Origin of the sequence: Allolucifera butyrica, from assembly GCF_900476375.1 — a bacterium.
GTDB classification, from domain to species: domain Bacteria; phylum Bacillota; class Negativicutes; order Sporomusales; family UPPP01; genus Lucifera; species Lucifera butyrica.
On record NZ_UPPP01000059.1, the window covers coordinates 44330 to 65721 of the forward strand.

General features: G+C 48.5%; 22 protein-coding genes. 19 read left to right on the top strand and 3 right to left on the bottom strand.

Translation table 11 applies throughout. The features are described 5' to 3' along the window. Positions 1–109: 109 nt before the first annotated feature. The 6 genes from acpS to LUCIF_RS05055 all read left to right on the top strand — a co-directional run bounded on the left by acpS (position 110) and on the right by LUCIF_RS05055 (position 4607). Positions 110–526, top strand: coding sequence for a holo-ACP synthase (acpS, locus tag LUCIF_RS05030; RefSeq protein WP_122626785.1), 417 nt, complete (start codon positions 110–112; stop codon positions 524–526). Then, positions 489–2048: an NAD(P)H-hydrate dehydratase gene (locus LUCIF_RS05035; protein WP_122626786.1), complete on the top strand. Its 1560-nt coding sequence runs from the start codon at positions 489–491 to the stop codon at positions 2046–2048. The genes acpS and LUCIF_RS05035 overlap by 38 nt, the downstream gene beginning before the upstream one ends. Positions 2049–2132: 84 nt before the next feature. After that, positions 2133–2411 carry a CopG family ribbon-helix-helix protein gene (locus LUCIF_RS05040; protein ID WP_165865893.1) on the top strand — a complete coding sequence of 93 codons (279 nt, stop codon included), beginning with the start codon at positions 2133–2135 and terminating at the stop codon, positions 2409–2411. Between the two features lies 1 nt (position 2412). Further along, the gene (locus tag LUCIF_RS05045) at positions 2413–2763 is read left to right on the top strand and encodes a type II toxin-antitoxin system PemK/MazF family toxin (protein ID WP_122626787.1); all 351 of its coding nucleotides are present in this window, start codon (positions 2413–2415) and stop codon (positions 2761–2763) included. Between the two features lie 165 nt (positions 2764–2928). Next, entirely contained in the window at positions 2929–4014 is a 1086-nt protein-coding gene (locus tag LUCIF_RS05050; protein WP_207857013.1) for an N-acetylmuramoyl-L-alanine amidase family protein, read from the top strand. Further along, a complete protein-coding gene (locus tag LUCIF_RS05055; RefSeq protein ID WP_243638690.1) occupies positions 4014–4607 on the top strand; it encodes a GerMN domain-containing protein in 594 nt (197 codons plus the stop codon). Before LUCIF_RS05050 ends, LUCIF_RS05055 begins: the two co-directional genes overlap by 1 nt. Positions 4608–4654: 47 nt before the next feature. Here the strand turns inward: LUCIF_RS05055 and alr are convergent, their stop codons facing one another. Then, positions 4655–5767 (bottom strand): alanine racemase, encoded by a 1113-nt coding sequence (alr, locus tag LUCIF_RS05060; RefSeq protein WP_122626788.1) that lies wholly within the window; start codon positions 5765–5767, stop codon positions 4655–4657. Between the two features lie 35 nt (positions 5768–5802). Beyond that, positions 5803–7377, bottom strand: a complete 1575-nt coding sequence (locus tag LUCIF_RS26965; protein ID WP_122626789.1) for a sigma 54-interacting transcriptional regulator — start codon at positions 7375–7377, stop codon at positions 5803–5805. A gap of 164 nt (positions 7378–7541) precedes the next feature. Between LUCIF_RS26965 and thiL the strand changes: the two genes are divergently transcribed. From thiL to rimI, 4 genes are read left to right on the top strand one after another with little or no spacing between them, the layout of a single operon-like run. Further along, positions 7542–8540, top strand: coding sequence for a thiamine-phosphate kinase (thiL, locus tag LUCIF_RS05070; RefSeq protein WP_207857017.1), 999 nt, complete (start codon positions 7542–7544; stop codon positions 8538–8540). A gap of 16 nt (positions 8541–8556) precedes the next feature. Further along, complete coding sequence (tsaE, locus tag LUCIF_RS05075; RefSeq protein WP_122626790.1) at positions 8557–9054, top strand: tRNA (adenosine(37)-N6)-threonylcarbamoyltransferase complex ATPase subunit type 1 TsaE; 498 nt, start codon at positions 8557–8559, stop codon at positions 9052–9054. Next, the gene (gene tsaB / locus LUCIF_RS05080) at positions 9014–9724 is read left to right on the top strand and encodes a tRNA (adenosine(37)-N6)-threonylcarbamoyltransferase complex dimerization subunit type 1 TsaB (RefSeq protein ID WP_122626791.1); all 711 of its coding nucleotides are present in this window, start codon (positions 9014–9016) and stop codon (positions 9722–9724) included. The genes tsaE and tsaB overlap by 41 nt, the downstream gene beginning before the upstream one ends. Further along, positions 9721–10170: a ribosomal protein S18-alanine N-acetyltransferase gene (gene rimI, locus LUCIF_RS05085; protein ID WP_122626792.1), complete on the top strand. Its 450-nt coding sequence runs from the start codon at positions 9721–9723 to the stop codon at positions 10168–10170. The genes tsaB and rimI overlap by 4 nt, the downstream gene beginning before the upstream one ends. A 129-nt stretch (positions 10171–10299) precedes the next feature. Here rimI and LUCIF_RS05090 read toward each other — a convergent pair whose 3' ends face one another. Continuing rightward, positions 10300–10500, bottom strand: coding sequence for an alpha/beta-type small acid-soluble spore protein (locus LUCIF_RS05090; RefSeq protein ID WP_122626793.1), 201 nt, complete (start codon positions 10498–10500; stop codon positions 10300–10302). Positions 10501–10614: 114 nt separating this feature from the next. On the opposite strand from LUCIF_RS05090, the gene tsaD reads away from it, so the two are divergent. From tsaD to guaA, 9 genes are all read left to right on the top strand, one after another. Continuing rightward, positions 10615–11649 carry a tRNA (adenosine(37)-N6)-threonylcarbamoyltransferase complex transferase subunit TsaD gene (gene tsaD, locus LUCIF_RS05095; protein WP_122626794.1) on the top strand — a complete coding sequence of 345 codons (1035 nt, stop codon included), beginning with the start codon at positions 10615–10617 and terminating at the stop codon, positions 11647–11649. 165 nt (positions 11650–11814) lie between these two features. Beyond that, positions 11815–13140 (top strand): radical SAM protein, encoded by a 1326-nt coding sequence (locus LUCIF_RS05100; RefSeq protein ID WP_122626795.1) that lies wholly within the window; start codon positions 11815–11817, stop codon positions 13138–13140. A 65-nt stretch (positions 13141–13205) separates the two neighbouring features. Next, positions 13206–14627, top strand: coding sequence for a sensor histidine kinase (locus LUCIF_RS05105; RefSeq protein ID WP_122626796.1), 1422 nt, complete (start codon positions 13206–13208; stop codon positions 14625–14627). Then, entirely contained in the window at positions 14628–15212 is a 585-nt protein-coding gene (locus LUCIF_RS05110; protein WP_207857019.1) for an ANTAR domain-containing response regulator, read from the top strand. Between the two features lie 423 nt (positions 15213–15635). Next, entirely contained in the window at positions 15636–15920 is a 285-nt protein-coding gene (gene groES / locus LUCIF_RS05115; RefSeq protein WP_122626797.1) for a co-chaperone GroES, read from the top strand. A gap of 38 nt (positions 15921–15958) precedes the next feature. Further along, positions 15959–17602 (top strand): chaperonin GroEL, encoded by a 1644-nt coding sequence (gene groL, locus LUCIF_RS05120; RefSeq protein WP_122626798.1) that lies wholly within the window; start codon positions 15959–15961, stop codon positions 17600–17602. A gap of 502 nt (positions 17603–18104) precedes the next feature. Next, the gene (locus LUCIF_RS05125; RefSeq protein WP_122626799.1) at positions 18105–18581 is read left to right on the top strand and encodes a DUF1003 domain-containing protein; all 477 of its coding nucleotides are present in this window, start codon (positions 18105–18107) and stop codon (positions 18579–18581) included. 62 nt (positions 18582–18643) lie between these two features. Next, positions 18644–19384, top strand: coding sequence for a polysaccharide deacetylase family sporulation protein PdaB (gene pdaB / locus LUCIF_RS05130; protein WP_122626800.1), 741 nt, complete (start codon positions 18644–18646; stop codon positions 19382–19384). 420 nt (positions 19385–19804) lie between these two features. Further along, a complete protein-coding gene (gene guaA / locus LUCIF_RS05135) occupies positions 19805–21346 on the top strand; it encodes a glutamine-hydrolyzing GMP synthase (protein ID WP_122626801.1) in 1542 nt (513 codons plus the stop codon). Positions 21347–21392 lie beyond the last annotated feature (46 nt).

The window sequence follows — 21392 nt, forward strand, 5'->3', positions numbered from 1 at the left end:
ACTCGGTGCCGGAAGTATGTTTTGGTAATGAAAGGGTAAAGCTTATTTACAGCGAATATTTTATGGATCCAGTGTAAAAAAATGATGGCTGAGTTTTCGAGGTGGTTTGATGATTGCCGGAGTTGGGATAGATATTATTGAAATCAGCCGCATTAAAGCGGCATTGGAACGTGCTTCTTTCGTCAAAAGAGTTTTTACGGTGCAGGAACAGTTGTATTGTGACGGCCGGGGAGTTCAGCGCGCCGCTTCTTATGCTGCCCGGTTTGCCGGCAAAGAAGCTGTGTTAAAAGCATTCGGCACCGGATTGGTGCAAGGAAGCTGGCAGGACGTGGAGATCAAGGTGAGTGAAAATGGCAGGCCGGGAGTAAATTTAACCGGTTATTTTGCCTCATTGGCCGAGCAAAGGAAGATAACACATATTTATATTTCATTAACCCATGCGCAGGAATATGCAGCGGCGCAGGTTGTGATGTGGGGAGGAAATGAAAATGAAAGTTGCAACCGCCCGGGAAATGCGGGAGATTGACCGGAAAACCATTGAAGAATATGGCATTCCCGGTGTTGTCTTGATGGAGAATGCCGGAATGCAGGTGGTAAACTGCATTGAAAATATATTAGAATCCCTCGTAGAGCAAAAGATTTGTATTTTTGCCGGTACGGGGAATAACGGCGGTGACGGATATGTGGCTGCCAGACATCTTTATAACCGGGGAGCCAACGTAAAAGTATTCCTGATCGGGGAGAAGGAGGCAGTAAGCGGGGATGCGCGGCTGCACCTTGACATTCTTTCCCGGATGGGTATCAATGTACAGGAAGTGGCCGGTGAAAGGGATTGGAACAAAGTAAAGATTGCGACTGCATTTGCTGCGTGTCTGGTGGATGGTTTATTAGGCACCGGTTTTCGTGGGGAAATGACAGGGGCAATGGCGACGGCGGCCGGTATTATCAATGGCGCCGGCAAGACTGTGGTTTCGATCGATATTCCGTCGGGAGTTGATGCCGATACGGGGCAAGTGCGGAGCCTGGCGGTTTGTGCAACGTATACCGTAACCTTTGGATTGCCAAAACCCGGTTTATTTTTGTATCCGGGTGCTTCTCATGTAGGAGAAATGGTGATTGCCGATATTGGCATTCCCAAACCGTTATTAAATGATACGCAGCTTCGTCAAAATGCAATTACGGCCGGTGGTGTAAAAAAGTTATTGCCCCAGCGGCGCCCGGATGCCCATAAAGGAATGTCCGGCCGGGTTTTATTGGTAGCCGGGTCGGAAGGATTTACCGGGGCGGCCTTTTTGGCTGCTTCCGGGTCGCTGCGGGGCGGAGCGGGGCTTGTCACTTTGGCAATTGCCGCCGGCCTGCATGATATTATGGAAATTAAGCTGACAGAGGTTATGACCCGGCCTTTGCCGGAAGCAGACCGGGGGACGATGGGACGGGAAGCCGTTCCGTCTGTCGGCGCCTGGGAATTCGAAAATGATGTATTAGCCATTGGTCCGGGGCTGGGCCGCCATACAGATACTTTGCAGGCTGTGCGGGAAATCATCGGGGCTGCGGAAAAGCCGTTGGTGATTGATGCCGACGCTTTGACAGCCTTAGCAGGACAGGTAGAGCTTTTGACCGAAACCAAAGCGCTTTCCATCATTACACCGCATCCGGGGGAAATGGCCCGTCTGACCGGCCTGACAGTGGAAGAAATTAACCAGGACCGTATCGATATTGCCCGCCGGTCGTCGCAAAAATGGGAAAGTATTGTAGTATTGAAGGGAGCCCGGACAATTGTTGCTTTTCCGGATGGAGAAATATATATTAATCCTACCGGCAACGCCGGGATGGCTACCGGTGGCACCGGTGATGTATTGACCGGATTGATTGCAGCCCTGATTGCGCAAGGATTATCAAGTCATGATGCAGCCATTGCCGGTGTTTATGTACATGGTATGGCGGGAGATATTGCAGCCCGCCGCATGGGCCTGATTGGCCTGACAGCTGCAGACTTGCTGCCAGCGATACCGGTAGCCATAGATGCAATTCAAAATGAAACAAAATGATATATAAAAAAGTTGACATTGGTATATAAATAATTATATACTTGATATATCAAAGTATGTTTGGCAAATAGCGGGGGTGAAGTTGTGGCCGAATTAAAGCGTATTATGATTAGTATCCCCAATACGTTATTGCAGGAAGTGGATGGAATTATTGCCATGGATAAATTGAGCCGCAGTCAATTTGTCCGGGAAGCCATGCGTTTGTACATCGAAGACCGTAAGCGCAAAGCGGTGCGGGATATGATGAAAAAAGGCTACCAGGAAATGGCGGTTATTAATTTATCTTTAGCAGAAGAAGGGCTAATGATCGATTCCGAAGTGTTTGAAACGATATCCCCCACTTTGCTGGCGGAGCGTGAATAGGATGGTTGTAAAGCGGGGCGATATTTATTATGCTAATTTAAGCCCGGTAGTGGGTTCTGAACAGGGAGGACACCGTCCGGTGCTGATTATTCAAAATGATGTGGGCAACAAATATAGTCCCACAGTTATTGTTGCGGCCATTACTTCGCAGATTTCCAAAGCCAAACTGCCGACGCACGTGGAAGTGACTGCCAAACAGTTTAATCTTGATAAAGATTCGGTCATTTTACTGGAGCAATTGCGGACGATCGATAAGCGTCGTCTAAAGGAAAAGGTTACTCATTTAAATGAAGAAGTTATGGAACGGGTGGATGAAGCTATACGGATTAGTTTAGGACTCATTCAACTATAAATGCAGCTACATACTGTAGGCGGGAGACTGCCTATTTTTTGTGAGCTCAACTGAAAGGCCGCGCAAGCGGTCTTTTTTCCGTATATTCCGACTAAAGTCCCGCAGGATTTTTATGAAAAAGAGCGAATAAAGATAAAACACGTCGGAGTATAGGAGGTGCTGTTGTTGAGGCGAATCATTTTCCTGTTGTTGCTGTCAATACTGATGACTCCTATTTCAGCAAGCTTGGCGGCGCCGCCGGGTGCATCCGCCAACGATGCTAAGAATGTATTGACGAAAATCCGTTGGGCGGTTCATACAGATGCTGTTACTGGGGCCAAACGTCTACGGCTGGTTTTTGACTTTACCGGACCGGTTAAAGTGAACAGCAGTATGTTGGCGGTTCCTGTTCCCAGCCTTATTTTGAATTTAACGGGAGTTGTTCCCGGAGCGGGCATAGGCAGCAACACCAAGTTGGACGGGACAATTGCCGATAGCATCAACGCGGTTTCTAACGGCAAGGAGACCCGGATGAAGATTGACTTGCCGATTATGATTAATGATACCGATTATAAGGTATTTGTTTTACGTAAGGACCCGGTCACTAAAAGACCCGACCGGATTGTGGTAGATATTAATAAACCGGTGCTACCGGCTAATTTTCATTTCACTGCCGGCTTGAAAGGCAAAGTGATTGTTCTGGATCCCGGACATGGAGGCAGCGACCCGGGGGCGATCGGACCCGGAAAAACAATGGAAAAGACAATTACACTGGCTGTAAGCTTAAAGGTAAAGGCCTTGCTGGAAAAGGCCGGCGCTAAAGTAATTATGACCCGCCAGTCTGACCGCGACGTATATAAACCGGGGGATACCGCGGTTGAGGAATTGAGTGCGAGGGCATCTGTGGCCAACAGAAATAAAGCCGATATCTTTGTCGATGTGCATATCAATTCATTTGTTAATCCTGACGTTGGCGGGACGGCTACCTATTATTATGAAAAAACACCTTATGATTTGATACTGGCCCAAACGATACAGTCCAATCTAATTCATGATGGCGGATTGGAGAATCGTGGTGTTCATGCCGCCAATTTTTACGTTTTAAAACATACCGTAATGCCGTCGGTTCTTGCCGAACTGGCCTTTATATCCAATCCAAAAGAGGAAAATTTATTAAATGAACCGGATTTCCAGCAAAAAATGGCGCAAGGGATTGTAAAGGGGATCGATGACTTTTTCGCCCAGGCAGCTAAAATGGGGGGTGAGCAGTGATGGCTGGTAAAGTCAAACTATGGTTACTCTTTTTGATTTTGGCAGCCGGGTTCATTGCCGGCTGTGCAGCGGATGTGCCTGCCAATCTAACGACAAAACCGTCTCAGACGCCTGCTCAATCAGCGTCTGAACCAACGGTTGTCCAGTCGCCGGCCAAACAGCCTACTGCTATGGGAAATATGCGTCTGACTGTTTATTATGCAACAAAAGATGCGGAGAATCTTGTGCCGGTAACATATGAGGTAGCGAAAAATACTCATCCGGCCCGGACTGCCGTTGAATTGCTGCTTACCCGTCCGCAGAATCCGGATTTGGTTTCGGTTTTTCCGGCCGGTACCAAATTAAAAGATATTGCGGTAAAAAAGAACATAGCCTATGTGGATTTTAATCAACAACTGCTTACAGGTACGTCCCGGGGGTCTGCTACCGAATTGCTGCTGGTTGGGGCTGTGGTAGATACTCTGACGGAATTCTCCGATATCCAGCAGGTACAGATTTTGGTGGAAGGTAAGAAACTGGATACTTTATATGGGCATGTGGATTTGAGTGAGCCTTTGAGCCGTTCGGTTCAGATAATCAAGAAAACGAAGTAGTAAAAAGCCGTTTAACCTTTGGTTTAAACGGCTTTTTACTATTTCTATTAGCCGATGTAGATTCGGGGAACTCTTGGACTGATTGCACAAACCAGTTCATAGTTAATGGTAGCGGCAAGGTCCGCTAATTCCGTTACAGTGATTTCCTCGGAACCCTGTTTGCCGAATAAAACGGCTTCATCCCCAATACGGCTGGAACATTCGGTTCCTAAATCAACCAGGATTTGATCCATACAGACACGGCCAACGACAGGACAACGTTTACCGCCGATCAAGACAGACGCTTTATTCGAAAGCTGACGGCTATAGCCATCGGCATAACCTAATGGCAAGGTGGCGATATACGTTTCCCGTGAGGTTTGGTAAGTACAGCCGTAACTTATGGCTGTTGCAGCCGGAACCTGTTTAATATATACTATTTTGGTTTTTAAAGACATGACAGGATGCAGGTCTAAAGAACGGTGCATATCATGAGAAGGCGGAAGACCATATAAAATGATGCCGGGCCGTACGGCAGTAAAATGACTGTCGGGAAGGTCGATGATCCCGGCGCTGTTGGCTGCCGAAACACACAGCGGATTTATACCGGCTGATTTCAAGTCGGCCAAAACGGACCGGAAGGCGGTGATCTGGAAATTTGCATACCTTTTATCTTTTTCGTCGGCGGCAGCCATATGCGTGAATAAGCCCTGCACTTTAATTTCCGGTATAGCCAAAAGCTGCCGGATGAACGGGAGAACTTGGGCCGGCGGAATGCCGATTCTTCCCATACCGGTATCCGTCTTTATCATAACCTGGGCTGATTTTCCAACCTCGCGGGCCGCCGCCGCCAGGGCGTTTACCTGTTCCAGGGTACAGACCGTGGCAGTTAGGTTATTTTCGACAAGGGAATGGGCCTGTTCGGGCAGCGTCAGCCCTAATACCAGTATAGGAACAGTTAGGCCGGCTTCTCTAAGTTCCGCTCCCTCTTCCGGGATGGCTACAGCCAGGCTGGAAGCGCCGGCTGCCAGCACTGTCCGGCTTACCGGCACTGCTCCGTGGCCGTAGGCATCGGCTTTTACTACCGCCATAATGCCGGCGGCGGATGGAATTACTGAGCGTATTTGTGTCATATTATGCCGCAGGGCAGTTAAATCAATTTCAACGTATGTAGGTCTCATAAGTCGGTCCCTTCTTTACTCGGAATATTGGCGGATTATTCGCGCTGAGTGAAATTATCATTCAGACTCAGGTTGTATTTACGCAGTTTTTTTAGTATGGCCGTATGGGACAAGCCCAAGGCATGGCCCAACTGCCGTGATGTACGGTATTGTCTGAGCGATTTTTGCAGAATGTCCTTCTCCACTTCCTGTATCATTTCGTCCAGTGTGCGCGGCGGCAATGTTTGGCTGTCAGGAGGAAGAGACGTATAATCATGGTCGAGAATAATATGTTCGGCCAAAATTGCCGTATCATTGACAATGTTTACGGCCCGCTCAATGACGTTTTCCAATTCCCGGATATTTCCCGGCCAATGGTAATGGGTTAATTTGTTAAGCGCCGTTTCGCTGATGACATTGGCCGTTTTTTGCATTCGGGCGGCAAAGCGCCGTAAAAAAAAATGAGCCAGTATTGGTATGTCTTCCCGTCGTTCCCGCAGGGGAGGGATAAATAGCGGTATGACATTTAACCGGTAATACAAGTCTTCCCGGAAACGGCCTTTAGCAATCATATCTTCCAGGTTGCGGTTCGTAGCGGCTAATATTCGCACGTTAACGGGAATTTCCCGGGTTCCGCCGATACGCCGCACTTTGCCGTCCTGGAGAACCCGCAGTAGTTTGGCCTGTAAATGGGAGGAAAGCTCGCCGATTTCATCAAGAAAGATGGTACCCTCATTGGCAAATTCAAATAATCCCTGTTTGCCGCTCTTGGTTGCGCCGGTAAACGCTCCCTTCTCATAGCCGAAAAGTTCACTTTCCAGCAGGGTATCGGGAATGGCGGCGCAATTTAACGGGACCAGCATTTTGTCCTTTCGCGGGGAAGCAGAATGCAGGGCGCGGGCCAGCAATTCCTTGCCGGTGCCGGTTTCTCCCCGGATGAGAACGGTGGAATGACCGCCGGCAATTGCTTTAGCCATATCAACGACCCGCCGCATAGCACTGCTGGTATATAAAAGTTCATCGAAGGTCAGGGTTAACTGGCCCGTGACAGTATAGATTAACGCCCGTACATCACTGATATCTTTTAAAATAGCTACTGCTCCAATGCTGCGCCCGGTCTGGTCTTTTACCGGACGTCCGCTGGCCAGAAAATGACTTTTAGTGCGGTCAAGCATAATTTCCCGGTTATTGTATACGGTTCCCTGCTGCAAAGCAGCCAGGAGGGGCAAGTCGCTGGGAAAAACCTCCCGAATGGATTTGCCGAGAACGTCAACCGCCGGAATATGAACAATCTTTTCGGCGGCCGGATTATATTGCGTAATGCGGGACTGATGGTCAATCGCAATAATTCCGTCACTGACCGAGGTAAGAACGGCTTTTAATTGCTCCGCTTTTTCCTGATGCGGCATTAGCTCAATAACAAAAACATCATTCACTTGGGGAATGTTTTTGATATGCTCCCGGACATACTCCTGGTCGGCGGGCGACAACTGCTCGGTTTCCAGATAAACCGTATTGAGTTCAACTTCCATGGATACGATGTTTATGTGCCGCTCGGCCAAAACCCGGGAAATATCAAGTACCAGGCCTACCCGGTCAACGTTAGGAATTTTAAGACATAAATTATGCATGGGCTGCCTCCTGCCGGACTGTTTATTTCTGAGATTTAGCCAAAAGATTGCGAAATCCTTTACGGTAATACAATTTTTTTTCCCGGTGTGGTATACTACCAAGGCAGGAAATAACTGCATAAAACAGAAATGATTAAAGGAAATGAATCATTTGGTGGTGTTTTGTGTTGGATTTGAAGCAATTGGGAGAGTTTGGCTTAATTCAATTAATTAGTGAAAATACAATCCAGGACCCGGGCAGTGTTGTGGCAGGAATTGGCGATGATGCTGCTGTTTTATTACCGGCACCGGGAAAATTGCAGTTGTTAACTGCCGATATGCTGGTGGAAAACGTGCATTTTACCCTGGCCACGACCAGTGCCTGGCAGTTGGGCTATAAGTCCATGGCGGTCAATTTAAGCGATATTGCCGCTATGGGAGGGATTCCCAAACATGCTGTCGTTTCCATCGCTTTACCACGGGAAACGGAAACGGAGTTTGTGGTTGCTTTTTATCAAGGGATGAAGGAAATATGCCGGGAATTTGCTGTAAATATTGTTGGCGGCGATACGGTCTCCAGCCCGCAGGGGCTGATTATCAACGTGACTGTATCCGGGGAAGTGGAGCCGGCTAACCTTATAAGACGCTCCGGTGCCCAGGTGGGAGACCTGGTTGCGGTGACGGGGGCTTTGGGCAGTTCCGGTGCCGGCCTTGATCTTTTGCTGCGTGGCGACTGGGAAAAGCACAAGTTTGCCTGGCCGCTGATTACCGCCCATTTGACGCCGCGTCCCCAGGTCCGGACCGGCCGGTTGCTGGCGATGCACGGCGTAACCAGTATGGATGATATTAGCGATGGGTTGGCCAGTGAAGCCAATGAAATAGCCGATGCCAGCAAAGTGGGAATGCGACTGACGGCCGGCAAGATTCCGGTTTTGCCGGAAATAGGACAGGCCGGCGAACTTTTGCAAAAGGATTATTTGGATTATGCGTTGTACGGTGGTGAAGATTACGAATTAATCTTTACCATAAATCCGGATAAATACGGAAAACTGGCGGCGGAAGATTTAGGAGTGCGCTTGACTGTAATCGGGGAAGTCGTAACGGCTGCTCAGGGCGTAACTTTACTAAAGGAAGATGGCCGGAGCATGATTCTGGAACCGAAAGGTTACAATCATTTCCGGTAGTATAGGAGTGAATTCAATGTGGATTTTTAAGACCGGTTCGCCGGAAGCAACCTTTGCTTTTGGCTGCAGTTTGGCCAGTGTGTTGCTGGACGGAGATATTGTATGTCTGCAGGGAGATCTCGGGATGGGTAAAACCGTGTTTGTTCAAGGGATTGCCCGGGGACTGGATGTCAAGGAAGCGGTGACCAGCCCGACTTTTACCATTTTGAATATTTACGAGGGGAAAACGAAGCTATACCATTTTGACCTTTACCGGCTGGAAACTCCGGAGGAATTGGAGGATATTGGTTTTGACGAATATACGTCTGCCGGTGGTGTTGCTGTAATTGAGTGGCCGGATAAATTCCCTGACCGGCTGCCCGCCGAATGTTTGTGGGTAAAGCTCGAGGCCGGTGAACAGATTGCGGACCGGTTTATCAGTGTCCGGGCCCAAGGCGAACGATATGAAAAACTGGGTGAGGAGTTGAAACACATTGCCGATTCTTGCTATCGATACAGCCACACTTGTGTCTAGTGTGGCCGTATGTACCAAAGAAACCCTGCTGGCGGAACTGACGATCCAAACCCAGAAGACTCATTCCGAGACGCTAATGCCTCATATCAGGGATGTTCTTTTGCTGGCGGGAGTGGATAAACAGGACTTACAGGCCATAGCGGTCAGCATTGGTCCGGGGTCTTTTACGGGATTGCGCATTGGCCTGGCTACGGCGAAGGCAATGGCTTATGCCCTGAATATACCCATCTGCGGGGTATCTACTATGGAGGCCCTGGCATATGCCTGTCCGGTGCCGGGAATGGTCCTGGCGCCTTTGCTGGATGCCCAGAAAGGGAATGTGTACCAGGCATTATTCCGCTGGCGGAACGGAATTCTGGAACAAAGTATTCCTACACGGGTCGTTGACCTGGAGGCTGCCCTGACGGAGATGGCGGCAATACCGGAACCGGTCATGGTTATGGGAGAGGCTGCCGTTCAACATAGCCGGCGCATTCTGGAACTGGGCGGCAATTTACTATTGGCGCCGCCCCATCTTATTATGCCCCGGGCGGCTATGGTGGCTTTGCTGGCTCACCGGTTTCGTGACGGGGGGAACACTCAGAATTTGATGAACTTGGCGCCTGTTTATATTCGCCGGTCGGAAGCGGAAGAATTGTGGGAAAAAAGACAGAGCGCAGGTAAGTCATGAGTGAGATACGCATTCGCAACATGATTGCTGCGGATATTGACGCCGTAGTGGAAGTGGAACGGCAGTCTTTTCAGACGCCTTGGTCCAGGCAGGCGTTTGAAAGCGAAATTCTGGACAATGACCTGGCACATTATCTAGTTGTTGATGATGCCGGGCGGGTGGCCGGTTATGCCGGTATGTGGCTGATTCTGGACGAGGCCCATGTGACTAATATAGCTATTTTGCCGGGATACCGCAGCTTGGGGTTGGGACGAAGGCTGCTGCAGGTCTTAATTGATTACGCCAAAACCCAAGGGGCAAAGAGTATGACCCTGGAAGTGCGGAAATCGAATGCACCGGCGCAAAATCTATACCGGGAACTAGGCTTTGTATCCCGGGGCGTCCGCCCCGGCTATTATACCGACACGCAGGAAGATGCCATCATTATGTGGAAAGATGCTCTATAACAAAGAAAAAAGCCGCTTGCGCGGCATAAGGGTGATTGTGCTATTACTGTATGCACTGTAGCAGTGAAATGTTACCAATTCCGGAGTATCCGAAAAAAATGTAAGGGCGGCTATGCCGCCCTGCTGTTACTACTGGAGAGTAGATTCATATTGCTCAATCATTTTACGGACCATGTGACCGCCAACACGACCGCAGTCAGCCGAAGTCATAGTTGCCCAGCCTGAGGAGCGAACGTGTTCGGCAATGCCCAATTCACTAGCCACTTCGAATTTCATGCGGTCCAAAGCGTTTTCAGCCGAAGGATTCACAGGTTTATTCGAACGTGCCATAAAGTATTCCTCCTTTCCGGACGTAGTGTTTGTCGCCCATTTTTAATTTGGCTTTTATTCCGTGTTTACATACATGCAAATTATTAGCAGTTTATTTTAATGGAGGCTTGAATCATGTTTGAAAGCAAATCAGCCGCGCCTTGCCTTATCTTAGCGTTGGAAACCAGTTGTGATGAAACTTCGGCTGCCGTCATTGCCGACGGACGAACCATTTGTTCCAATATTATCTCTTCCCAGGTGCCGCTGCATCAAAAGTTTGGCGGTGTCGTACCGGAAGTTGCCTCCCGTAAACATATTGAAAATGTGCTTCCGGTGGTGGATGAAGCGCTGAAGGAAGCGCAGGTGACGTTAAAAGATATTCAGGCTGTGGGGGTAACCTACGGTCCTGGTTTAGTGGGAGCTTTGCTGGTGGGAGTCGCAACAGCCAAGGCTTTATCATTTGCTGAAGAGATACCCTTAATCGGGGTTAACCATTTAGAAGGACATATTTTCGCCAATTTTCTCTGCCATGCCGAATTAGAGCCTCCTTTTGTGGCCCTGGTTGTATCCGGCGGACACACGGCCCTGGTACATGTCAAAGATTATAATACCCTGATTCTAATGGGGCAGACCCGGGACGATGCGGCCGGGGAAGCGTTTGATAAAATTGCCCGCGTTATGAATTTGCCCTACCCCGGAGGACCGCATATTGACCGTCTGGCCCGGTCGGGTAACCGGGAGGCTATCCATTTTCCCCGGGCTTTATCGGATCATGGCAGTTATGAGTTCAGTTTTAGCGGCTTGAAATCGGCTGTTTTGAATTATATAAATAGTGCCAGACAACGGCAGGAAGATCTATCGCCGGAAGATGTGGCCGCCAGCTTTCAGGCGGCTGTGGTGGACGTGCTGGTGGCCAAAACCATGCAAGCAGTAAAAGATTGTAATGTGGAGCAGGTAGTTTTGGCGGGGGGAGTCGCGGCAAATTCCTCCTTACAGGAGGAATTGAACAAATCTACCCGGCTGGCCGGCATCCGGCTGTATTATCCATCGCCTGTCTTATGTACGGATAATGCCGCTATGATTGCCTGCCGGGCCTATTATCAGTTTTTGGCAGGTCAATACGCCGACTTGCACTTAAATGCGGTTCCGTCTTTAAAGCTGGGAATTTAAATTGTGGATAACTGCAGGAAAAAATATCTCCGACAATTGTTGATAATGTGAGTAAATACGACAAAGGGGAGTGGAAATGCTGAAATTGGCTGTTGATAACGCTGTGGATATTGTGGATAGTTTTGTGGATAGTTTTCGTGGAAATTTGGAAAACGGAGTTTGCCGATGCCGGGTTATATAGATTATTTATTATATTATTCTGCAGCGGAAAGCAATATCTTATCCATTACTTCAGTTTGCAATGTTGCCTGCGCGTTTTGTAGTCACCGGCAGAATCCGCCTACAGTGCGGACCTACCGGATTGCTCCTTTAACCCTGGAGGAAGTAAGCCGTCTTGCCGAATATCTTGACGCCGCTAAAAAAATTGTTATCGGCGAAGCCGTCACCTCGATTGAAGAGGGAGAACCGTTTACGCATCCTGATATACTGGCGGTTCTTCATTTTTTACGACGCCAATTCCCGGATACGGTAATCCAGATTACCACGAACGGAACCTTGCTTACGCCCTTAATGATTGCCGAGTTGGCTGCCGTTGGCGGCATTGAACTTAATTTATCGCTCAATAGCGCTACAATGGCAGGCCGGACCTGTCTCATGCGGGATCAAAACGCCGCTGTGGCAATTCAAGCTCCCGAACGGCTATACCGGCAGCGGATTTCCTACCATGGCAGCATTGTCGGCATGCCGCATTTAGTAGGATGGAAAGATCTTGAAGATACCTGTTTTTATTTGGATCAGTTGGGGGGCGCTTCCGTCCGGTTATTTGTTCCGGGTTTTACCCAATATGCTCCAGCCGGTCAGCAGTATCCTGCTGCACTGGAATCTGAATTGAAAATCGCCGCCGCTCACTGGAATGCTAAAATGACGGTGCCGCTGACGGTAGAGCCCCATGTACCCGACAATGTGCAGGCTGTAGTGGAAGGTGTTTTACCCGGTTCACCGGCCTTTGGCAGCGGCATAAAAAAAGGAGACTGCATCATAACTATAAACGGGCGTCCTGCCCGTTCAAGGGTAGATGCGTTTCAACAGCTTTCCGGGACCGGTACCGCCGATGTGGTTATCAAACGGCAAGGGCATACCCTGACTATTCCGTTTCAGGGAGAAAGGAAGGCACGGCCGGGAATTGTCATGTATCATGACATTGACTGGGAGTTAGTGGAAAAGCTGCAGCATTTGATCCGGCAAAAACAGGCGGAATATCCGGCGGTTATGGTGTCTGTCCTGGCCTATCCTTTGTGGAAGAGCATCCTTGGCGAAGTTTCGCCGTCTTTTTGTGTTTATAAGGTCCCCAGCCTGTTTTTTGGCGGTTCCATACGGGCGGCCGGCTTGTTAACGGTTCAGGACTATCAGGCTGTATTGGATGATATAACGGCTGCGGGCCATGACTTTATTGTTTTACCCCGGATTTCATTTGACGGCAGGGGGCAGGATGTGACAGGCCGGTCCTATTTGGACTTAAAATATCAGGCTGCAGAAATTTTCATTTTATAGGCAGAAGGAATTTATCTCCGCCGAGTTGAATATTATTAAATTCAAATGTGCCTGGAGGCTTTTTTATGGGTGTAGTTGGTGATGTTTGCCGCAAAATAACTTCGTTGACCCCGGCTCAGATTGAAACGTTGGATAGTATGCGAAATATAATGGAATTGGTGGCCGACCTTGCTCACGCTCAAGTCACGGTTTATGCTCTGGCCCGTAATGAGAACTTTTTAGTTATGGTTGCGCAAGTACGGCCCAACACCAGTTTTGTTGAGTATAAACCGAATCTTTTAGGAACGACCATCCCGGCAGCGGAGGAACCGCTGGTTTGGCGCACCCTTACAGCCGGCGACCATATTTGCGGCCAGCGGGAATGGGCTCTCGGGATGGATGTACTGGAAATGCAGGTCTATCCTTTATATGACAGATACGGCTCTATCATCGCTGCGGTCAGTTTTGAAGCTAGCAGTGAAGAAGCCGGTGTAGAAGGGCATGGCATTCTGGTTGAAACGGCGTATATGCTGCTTACGCTGGTTCAGCAGCCGGCGGGAGGACCGCTCTACCGTCCTCTTTCTGCCCGCGACGGGATTCTGATTGCCGATGAGCGCGGTCAGATTATTTTTACCAACCCGGCCGCCAGCAGTATTTACAAGGTATTGGGGGTTGGCCGGATGGTCGGCCGCCGTACGTATGACCGGCAGGTGAATATGCGGTTGGCGCAAAAGGCGGTCAATAGCAGGGAACCCTGTGAAACGGAAGTGGAAGCCGGCAACATGGTGCTGGTGCAGCGGGCGATTCCGGTACTTCATAACGGACAGGTAATCCGCAATATTGTAATTGTTACCGATGTTACGGAGCTAAAAAAGAAGGAAAAGGAATTACTGATTAAATCGGCTGTAATCCAGGAGATCCATCACCGGGTAAAAAACAATCTGCAAACCATTGCCAGTCTGCTCCGGCTGCAGGCCCGGCGTTCCAAAACGCCGCAGGTAAAGGCGGCGTTGCGGGAAAGTGTCAATCGGATTCTGAGCATTTCCGTCGTTCACGAATTTTTATCCCAGCAAGACCGGGAATATATCGATGTAGCCGAAGTGGCCAAAAATATTCTGGACATGGTGATTCAGAATATGCTGGAACCGGACTTTAATTTGCAGACCGTATTCAACGGCCAAACGGTGATATTGCCTTCCGACCAGGCCAGTAGTCTGGCTCTGGTCATTAATGAACTGATTCAAAATTCCGTAGAGCATGGATTTGTCGGCCGCCGGGAAGGCGTTATCGGCGTCGATATCAGGCTGATGCAAGAGGCTTATCAGATTGAAATTTATGACGACGGAATTGGACTGCCGCCTGAGTTTCATTCTCAGTCCTCAAGCAGTCTTGGCCTGCAGATTGTCCGCACACTGATTGAAAGTGATTTAGGCGGTAAGTTTTCACTGTATTCCAACGGGGGGACCCATGCCTGTATAACAGTTCCCCGTATTGCGGAGGGAGGTTGAATGATGCAGTCTTTACGCGTTGTTGTGGCCGATAATGAGTCGATTATTCGAATGGATTTGAAAGAAATACTGGAAGAGGCGGGGCATGTTGTAGTTGGGGAAGCGGCCGACGGCCTGAAGGCAGTGGAACTGGCCCGGAAGCACCGTCCGGATTTGGTTATCATGGATATAAAAATGCCGGAAATGGACGGAATTACGGCTGCTAAAATTATTTCCAATGAAAAAGTGGCTCCCGTTCTTTTGCTGACGGCTTTCAGCCAGAAGGAAATTGTTGAGAAGGCCAAGGATTCCGGAGTATTGGCCTATTTGGTCAAGCCGGTTAAGGAGGTCAATTTGTTCCCCGCCATTGAAATTGCCCTTTCCCGTTTTCAGGAGTTCATGGAATTGGAGCGTGAACTGGAAGACGTCAAAACATCGTTGGAAACCCGTAAGGTCTTAGACCGGGCCAAAGGAATTTTAATGGATGCTTACGGACTTACGGAAAGTGAGGCCTATCGCCGTATCCAGCAGTATAGCATGGGGAAACGGAAGTCCATTCGGGAAGTGGCGGAAGCAATTGTAGATGCAGCCGTCAAAAAACGCTAACCGGGCAATCGGACGAGGACCTGGCTGTTTGGCTTGGTCTTTTTTATTTTGTACGCAGGAATAAAACACCAGGGGAAGGAAATACTACCATTAATTTTGAGCTGCCTAACAGGAAAACCTCGTGGTCTGTAAACCCTAATTCTATAGTGTTCTTACGAGAAGTTTTCCGCCCTGCTTTGTTGTCGTCGGCTTACATATTTCGATATGCGCGCCTTCTCCGCCTCGCAGGACGAAAAACTTCTCGCAATTCATCCTATCGCTTTAGAGTTTACAGACCACTAGTGAAAAATAGTAAATTTCTTGTTAAAAGCGCTTGATTTTTCGGGGCAAATCTTATATTATAAATTATGGAATTAGCACTCGTTGTTAGTGAGTGCTAATAAATAAAAAAATAATAACACACAATAAAAGGGGGTTTTTTTCATGATTAAGCCGTTAGGCGACAGAGTAGTGGTAAAAGTATTAGAAAGAGAAGAAAAAACCAAAAGTGGTATTGTGCTGCCGGATACTGCCAAAGAGAAACCTTCCGAAGGCAAGATCGTTGCTGTTGGCACCGGAAAATTGCTGGATAACGGTCAAAGAGTCGCTTTGGATGTTAAGACCGGCGATAAAGTCATTTTCTCCAAATATGGTGGTACAGAAGTAAAAGTGGATGGAGAAGATTACCTCATTCTCAGTGAGAGAGATATTTTGGCAGTGGTTGAATAATCTTCAATGAATATAAAAATTTAGGAGGGAATACATAAATGGCTAAACAAATTTTATTTGATGAAGAAGCGCGCCGTGCACTGGAAAGAGGCGTAAATGCCCTGGCGAATGCGGTGAAAGTTACCTTGGGACCCAAGGGCCGTAATGTAGTATTGGATAAAAAATTTGGTGCTCCGACCATTACCAATGACGGTGTTACCATTGCCCGCGACATCGATCTGGAAGACCCGTTTGAAAATATGGGTGCGCAGCTGGTTAAGGAAGTTGCCACGAAAACTAATGATGTAGCCGGTGACGGTACAACGACGGCTACGTTGCTGGCTCAGGCTATGATCCGTGAAGGAATGCGCAACGTTGCTGCCGGTGCCAATCCGATGATCCTGAAAAAAGGGATTCAAAAAGCAGTGAGTGTACTGGTGGATGAAATTAAGAAAAATGCCAAAAAGGTAGAAACCAAAGACGCCATTGCGCAAGTTGCCTCCATTTCCGCAGCGGATGAAGAAATCGGCAAGCTGATTGCCGAAGCCATGGAAAAAGTTGGTAAAGACGGTGTTATTACCGTGGAAGAATCAAAGACCATGGGCACCGACCTTGATGTAGTGGAAGGCATGCAGTTTGACCGCGGTTATATTTCTCCGTACATGGTTACCGATGCTGATAAAATGGAAGCCGTGCTCAATGAGCCATATGTTCTGATTACGGACCGCAAAATCGGTGCCATTGCCGATCTGCTGCCTGTATTGGAAAAAGTGGTGCAGCAAGGCAAAGAATTACTCATTATTGCTGAAGATGTAGAAGGCGAAGCCTTGGCAACTTTGGTGGTTAATAAACTGCGTGGCACTTTCCGCGCCGTTGCCGTCAAGGCTCCCGGTTTCGGCGACCGCCGCAAAGCGATGCTGGAAGACATTGCGACTCTGACCGGCGGTAGCGTGATCACTGAGGAATTGGGACGCAAACTGGATAGTGTTGAACTGAAAGACCTGGGCCGTGCCCGTCAGATCCGCGTATCCAAAGAAGAAACCACTGTTGTGGATGGCGCTGGTTCCGCTGATGCCATTAAAGCCCGTGTTAATCAGATCAAAGCCCAGATTGAAGAAACCACTTCCGACTTTGATAAGGAAAAACTGCAGGAACGTTTGGCCAAATTGGCTGGCGGCGTAGCCGTAATCCAGGTTGGTGCAGCGACTGAAGTGGAACTGAAAGAGAAGAAGCACCGCATCGAAGATGCGCTGAATGCTACCCGGGCAGCCGTTGAAGAAGGCATTGTAGCCGGCGGCGGTACTACCTTTATTGATATTCTGTCGGCATTGGATGCGATTACTGTTTCCGGCGACGAAAAGACGGGTGTTAACATTGTTAAACGCGCCATTGAAGAGCCGGTTCGCCAGATTGCCAATAATGCCGGTCTGGAAGGATCCGTTGTTGTGGAAAAAGTAAAAAAAGCCGGCAAAGGCAACGGCTTTAACGCTTTGACCGAAGAATACATGGATATGATTGCCGCCGGTATTGTTGACCCGGCGAAAGTAACCCGGTCGGCGCTGCAAAATGCCGCCAGCATCGCGGCAATGGTGCTCACTACGGAAACCCTGGTTGCCGATAAACCGGAAAAGGAAAACCCGGCAGCCGCAGCTGCCGCTATGGGTGGAATGGGTGGCATGGGCGGAATGGGCGGCATGATGTAAGAAATTCCGTCGGCCCTTGATTTACAAGGGCCTGCGAAATGCCAATAGTACCATTTTAATACCGAATTTTGTTTTAAAATTAGAGGTTGTCCATAAGTCAGTCAAACTTTTGGGCAGCCTCTTTTTTATATTACCCTGAATATCCGCAGGTAGATTCCCGGCTTGTTCCGTCACAGGAGGTAACCGGCGGTTATAATTTGCAGAAATACGCTATTTGAAATATTCTGCAATAGTCATACTGTGCAGGATTTTTTAGATGGAAAGCTAATAAATAATTAGGAGTTTTTGGCTTGGCTATATGTTTCTCAAGGCATATATTAACTGTGGAAATGTATACCAAAATAAAAGACAATATGATTTAGCCAATGCCGATTTTAACAAGGCGGCCGAACTTAACAAACATTGAGCCAACCGTCATGTTGAGATAGTGTTGTCATTTAGCCTGTTAGAATGGGTAAAAAATCATTTAGTGTCAGTAAAATAAAATTTAAGGAGGTTCTTTGTGGAAACCAATTTAGTCAAACCGCATCTTCATGGTCATACTATTAAAAATGTAAATCAGGTATTTCAGAATCAACTTACCAAAGGACAGCGGGTTGCTGATGCCGTTGCCGGAATCATTGGCAGCTGGACGTTCATGGTGTGTCAGAGTGGTATCCTTTTACTTTGGATGGGTGCCAATATATACCTTGTTTATATGAGAGCAACGGATCCCAATTATTTTGCCGCCTGGGATCCCTATCCGTTTATTTTGCTCAATTTGGTATTGAGTTTTCAGGCCGCTTATACGGGTCCGGTTGTTATGATGTCGCAGAACCGGCAAGCTGAAAAAGACCGTCTCATGGCCGAACACGACTATTGGGTAAATTTGAAGGCTGAGCAGGAAATAGAAAAAGTAATGAAATACTTAGAACATCAAAACGAAATGATAAAAGAGCTAAAGGCGAAAATCGAAGCGCTGGGTGCAGAAAAAGAATAAACTGCATAATTCGTCACCGGTTCGCATACATAGTAATGTACCTTGCGAAAGGAGGGACGGATATGGTCATTAATTTGCGCCGGCTCATTCATCATCGCCACTTGTTTTTCAGCATCATCGGCTTATTTGCCATCACTGCTTTATATGTGCAAGTATCGGATACAATCAATAGTGGTCCCATTGCCATTGCCGGGACCCGAACAGACGATAAAGTGGTTGCGCTTACCTTTGATCATTCCTGGGGCAATAAATTTACACCCGCCATTTTGGATACCTTGAAGAAGCACAATGTAAAAGTAACTTTTTTTATTATGGGACCGTGGGCTAAAAAATACCCCGAAGTGGCGAAACAGATGGTGGCGGACGGGCATGAAATCGCCAGCCATGGATACAGACATGAAAATTATGGCGACAGGACAGAGGAATGGGTACGGGAAGACATCCAGAAAGCGGGTGAATTAATTAAGGAAGTAACCGGGGTGACCCCGACGCTCATTCGTCCGCCCAATGGGCACTACAGCCAGACTTCGCTTAAGGTGGCCGACAGTTTGGGCTATAAGACGATTATCTGGAACGTGGATTCACTGGACTGGAAAAATCCCGGACGGGATGTAATTATTGAAAGAGTTATGAAGCGGATTAAGCCGGGAGCCATTATTTTGCTGCATGCGTCGGATACTCCGGTGCAAACGGCGGAAGCACTGCCCATTTTACTGGATAAAATTCAGGCTGCGGGGTATCGGATTGTAACTGTGAGTGAATTGTTGAAAAACCATAGCCAGCAGGGGCTTCAAAGGCATTAAAATTTTACCGCCCTGAAGGACAAACGGACCGGGGGGGGACTTGGCAACTGCCAAGTCTTTTCGCATTCCAGCCTTGGCACGGAATATTGCGCCCTGGACGAAGGAATGTGTTTAGGCAGTATAAAGCATGGCATCTATACCGTAAAATACCTCTATAAGCATTGCTATTTGCTTAATGGAATACCATCCGGTGAGAAACTCCTCCGCTGGGTATTTACAGGGCTTAATACTTTATGATATAGTTTTTTCCATGATACGAACCGTGCAAGGGTTGGACAAGCTTTCCGATGGCCTGAGTCGGAGTCCCGCGCAGAAAACGCGAGCGGAAAATTTCACGGTTTGTGCGCTCAGGGCCTTGTGTTTTGTGCTGGAAAGCCACGGCAGCAGTTTTTGCTTATTATAAAAGGAGGTTTTTTCATAATGCAGTCAGAGAAAAAAGAAATGGTACTGGTTATGGATTTTGGCGGCCAGTATAGTCAATTAATTGCCAGACGCATCCGGGAGTGCGGTGTCTATTGTGAAATTGTGCCATTCAGCATTTCCATGGATAAGGTAGCCGCCATGAACCCGAAAGGCATTGTCTTTTCGGGCGGCCCGTCCAGCGTTTACAGTCCGGCGGCGCCGAAATGCAATAGCAAGGTCTTTGAAATTGGCATTCCCGTGTTAGGTATTTGTTACGGGATGCAATTAACCGCCCAAACCCTGGGGGGGGAAGTAGCTCATGCCGATTCCCGGGAATATGGCAATACCCGGTTATATGTTGATAAACAGGAGGGCATATTTAAGGAAATTGCCGTCGAAACCCAGGTCTGGATGAGTCATGGCGATTACATTTCCGGCGCGCCGGCCGGGTTTACCGTTACCGCTCATACCAATAATTCACCGGTAGCGGCCATGGCGGATGTTCAGCGCCGGATTTATGGCGTCCAATTTCATCCGGAAGTGGTGCACACTCCGGAAGGCATGAAATTGCTGCGTAACTTTTTATTTGAAATTTGCAATTGCAAAGGCGACTGGAATATGGGCTCGTTTGTGGAACAGGCTATTCGCTCTATTCGCGAGCAGGTAGGCGATAAAAAAGTTCTTTGCGGCCTAAGCGGCGGCATTGATTCGTCGGTAGCCGCCGTCCTGGTTCACCGGGCTGTTGGTGACCAACTGACGTGCGTTTTTGTCAATCATGGTTTTTTGCGTCAAGGGGAACCGGAGCAGGTCGTGAAGACCTTTCGCGACGGATTTCATATGAATTTGGTATATGCCGATGCGGCCGACCGCTTTTTAAAACGGATGGAGGGTGTCGTCGAACCGGAGGAAAAACGCAAAATTATCGGCGAGGAATTTATCCGTGTTTTCGAAAATGAAGCGGCCAAGCTGGGCGATATTAACTTTCTGGTACAGGGAACGCTGTACCCGGACGTGATTGAAAGCGGTACGGAAACGGCGGCTGTCATAAAGAGCCATCATAATGTGGGCGGCCTGCCGGAAGACATGAAGTTTAAGCTGGTCGAACCGCTGCGTGACTTGTTTAAAGATGAAGTGCGCGTTTTAGCCCGGGAATTGAATTTGCCCGAGGAGATTGTCTGGCGTCAGCCTTTTCCGGGACCGGGACTGGCAATCCGGATTATTGGCGAGGTAACGGAAGAACGGCTGCATATTTTGCGGGAAGCGGATGCGATTGTTCATCAGGAAATAAAGGCGGCCGGTCTTTACCGTAAGGTATGGCAATCCTTTGCGGTGTTGCCGGCGATGAAAAGCGTAGGGGTTATGGGTGATGAAAGGACCTATGCCTATACGGTCGGTTTGCGGGTGGTTGCCAGCGAGGATGGCATGACTGCCGACTGGGTGAGGCTGCCTTATGAAGTACTCGATGAGATTTCCCGCCGCATTGTCAATGAGGTGAAAGGGGTTAACCGGGTGGTATATGACATTACGTCCAAGCCACCGGCCACAATTGAATGGGAATAAAAGTACGCTGATAATTATGTAACCCCATGCGCTAGGCGCATGGGGT